Raw genomic sequence first — 3,434 nt, 5'->3', positions numbered from 1 at the left:
TCAACCAAAACTTTAATTGAAGAGTTTGATCATGGCTCAGATTGAACGCTGGCGGCAGGCCTAACACATGCAAGTCGAGCGGTAACATTTCAAAAGCTTGCTTTTGAAGATGACGAGCGGCGGACGGGTGAGTAATGCCTGGGAATTTGCCCATTTGTGGGGGATAACAGTTGGAAACGACTGCTAATACCGCATACGCCCTACGGGGGAAAGCAGGGGACCTTCGGGCCTTGCGCTGATGGATAAGCCCAGGTGGGATTAGCTAGTAGGTGAGGTAATGGCTCACCTAGGCGACGATCCCTAGCTGGTCTGAGAGGATGATCAGCCACACTGGGACTGAGACACGGCCCAGACTCCTACGGGAGGCAGCAGTGGGGAATATTGCACAATGGGGGAAACCCTGATGCAGCCATGCCGCGTGTGTGAAGAAGGCCTTCGGGTTGTAAAGCACTTTCAGCGAGGAGGAAAGGTTAGTAGTTAATACCTGCTAGCTGTGACGTTACTCGCAGAAGAAGCACCGGCTAACTCCGTGCCAGCAGCCGCGGTAATTCGGAGGGTGCGAGCGTTAAGCGGAATTACTGGGCGTAAAGCATGCGCAGGCGGTTTGTTAAGCGAGATGTGAAAGCCCCGGGCTCAACCTGGGAACCGCATTTCGAACTGGCAAACTAGAGTCTTGTAGAGGGGGGTAGAATTCCAGGTGTAGCGGTGAAATGCGTAGAGATCTGGAGGAATACCGGTGGCGAAGGCGGCCCCCTGGACAAAGACTGACGCTCAGGCACGAAAGCGTGGGGAGCGAACAGGATTAGATACCCTGGTAGTCCACGCCGTAAACGATGTCTACTCGGAGTTTGGTGTCTTGAACACTGGGCTCTCAAGCTAACGCATTAAGTAGCCCGCCTGGGGAGTACGGCCGCAAGGTTAAAACTCAAATGAATTGACGGGGGCCCGCACAAGCGGTGGAGCATGTGGTTTAATTCGATGCAACGCGAAGAACCTTACCTACTCTTGACATCCAGAGAACTTTCCAGAGATGGATTGGTGCCTTCGGGAACTCTGAGACAGGTGCTGCATGGCTGTCGTCAGCTCGTGTTGTGAAATGTTGGGTTAAGTCCCGCAACGAGCGCAACCCCTATCCTTACTTGCCAGCGGGTAATGCCGGGAACTTTAGGGAGACTGCCGGTGATAAACCGGAGGAAGGTGGGGACGACGTCAAGTCATCATGGCCCTTACGAGTAGGGCTACACACGTGCTACAATGGTCGGTACAGAGGGTTGCGAAGCCGCGAGGTGGAGCTAATCTCATAAAGCCGGTCGTAGTCCGGATTGGAGTCTGCAACTCGACTCCATGAAGTCGGAATCGCTAGTAATCGTGGATCAGAATGCCACGGTGAATACGTTCCCGGGCCTTGTACACACCGCCCGTCACACCATGGGAGTGGGCTGCACCAGAAGTAGATAGCTTAACCTTCGGGAGGGCGTTTACCACGGTGTGGTTCATGACTGGGGTGAAGTCGTAACAAGGTAGCCCTAGGGGAACCTGGGGCTGGATCACCTCCTTACCTAAGCGATAATTGGTGCTTGGTCGAAAACTGCTCCTGCATTTTCGACATTCGGTACATCCGTGTACCTTTTGAGTGTTCACACAGATTGCTTGATAAAAGAAGTAGAGCATGGGGGTCTGTAGCTCAGGTGGTTAGAGCGTTCGCCTGATAAGCGAGAGGTCGGTAGTTCGAGTCTACTCAGACCCACCAATTCTTCCGCTATTCTGCGTTAAACAGGTCGTCGTTTACTCCAGTAAACTTTCTCCCTGTTTGCCTTGACTAGCGTCGAAGGGATGAACAGGTCAATGTTCAAGACTGTTTGCGAAAGATTTTTATTGAGTTCGAGGCAGCCGAGCGATGAGTGAAGGAGTTTAGTTAACTAAATGACTGAGCGAAGAGGCGAAGGCTAACAACGAAATCGGTAAAAAGAACCGCAAAGAANGTAGCTCAGGTGGTTAGAGCGTTCGCCTGATAAGCGAGAGGTCGGTAGTTCGAGTCTACTCAGACCCACCAATTCTTCCGCTGTTTGTGTTAAACCGGTTTTGGTTTAGTTGGCGAAGGAATCAAATNTTGCTTGTTCATAGAGCAGGCCGTTGACCCTAGTAGGTCAATGAGTTCTTTAACAATTTGGAAAGCTGATAGTAGACATCAAGACCACTCTTAGGAGTTGGAATTGATGCATNACGGGGCTATAGCTCAGCTGGGAGAGCGCCTGCCTTGCACGCAGGAGGTCTGCGGTTCGATCCCGCATAGCTCCACCACTTCCCTTGGAAGTGCTGGAACCGTCACTCTACAAAGGACGAGAGACGCCAAAGATAAGTCAGTATTTATCTTTGGCTTTTTTAAGCCCGGTCGAAATCGTTCCATACGATTTTCGACACTCCCTCCTTCCATGGAGGTTGCTCTTTAACAATTTGGAAAGCTGATAGTAGACATCAAAACCACTTTTAGGAGTTGGATTTGATGCATACAAATTGAGTTCTCAAACACTTCAATCAAGTGTTTTGGAAATTCTTCAAGGCGAGTCCACTTCCTTAACCCGGAGGTGAGACAAGTAAACCTAAGCTGGTTGCAATACAAACCGATGAAAACTCATCCGGGTTGTATGGTTAAGCGACCAAGCGTATACGGTGGATGCCTTGGCAGTCAGAGGCGATGAAGGACGTAGTAACTTGCGAAAAGCGTTGGTGAGCTAGTAACAAGCATTTGAGCCAGCGATGTCCGAATGGGGAAACCCGGCAGCATAAGCTGTCATCAATACGTGAATACATAGCGTATTGAGGCGAACGAGGGGAACTGAAACATCTAAGTACCCTTAGGAAAAGAAATCAACCGAGATTCCCCAAGTAGCGGCGAGCGAACGGGGATTAGCCCTTAAGTCTTTGGGGTGTTAGTGGAATGTGTTGGAAAGCACAGCGGCACAGGGTGATAGCCCCGTACATGTAAACTAACCAGAGATGAAAACGAGTAAGGCGGCACACGTGATATGTTGTCTGAATATGGGGGGACCATCCTCCAAGGCTAAATACTCCTGACTGACCGATAGTGAACCAGTACCGTGAGGGAAAGGCGAAAAGAACCCCTGTGAGGGGAGTGAAATAGAACCTGAAACCGTATACGTACAAGCAGTGGAAGCGGTCCTTGAGACCGTGACTGCGTACCTTTTGTATAATGGGTCAGCGACTTACATTTAGTAGCGAGGTTAAGCGAATAGCGGAGCCGTAGGGAAACCGAGTGTTAACTGCGCGTTTAGTTGCTAGGTGTAGACCCGAAACCCGGTGATCTAGCCATGGGCAGGTTGAAGGTTGAGTAACATCAACTGGAGGACCGAACCGACTAATGTTGAAAAATTAGCGGATGACTTGTGGCTGGGGGTGAAAGGCCAATCAAACCG

Annotated in this window: 2 tRNA genes and 2 rRNA genes; all 4 read left to right on the top strand. The window is 50.6% G+C overall.

The window, feature by feature from the left end:
* Positions 1 to 13 precede the first annotated feature (13 nt).
* Positions 14 to 1,558, top strand: a 16S ribosomal RNA gene (locus tag CBE72_RS10435).
* Positions 1,559 to 1,673: 115 nt separating this feature from the next.
* A tRNA-Ile gene (locus CBE72_RS10430) sits at positions 1,674 to 1,750 on the top strand.
* Positions 1,751 to 2,225: 475 nt separating this feature from the next.
* A tRNA-Ala gene (locus CBE72_RS10420) sits at positions 2,226 to 2,301 on the top strand.
* 346 nt (positions 2,302 to 2,647) lie between these two features.
* Positions 2,648 to 3,434 (top strand): 23S ribosomal RNA (locus CBE72_RS10415); the annotation flags it as partial.

Source organism: Shewanella carassii (genome assembly GCF_002777975.1).
Classification (GTDB): Bacteria; Pseudomonadota; Gammaproteobacteria; order Enterobacterales; family Shewanellaceae; genus Shewanella; species Shewanella carassii.
The sequence above is the reverse complement of the archived record's forward strand: the minus strand, read 5'-3'. Positions and strand labels throughout refer to the sequence as shown.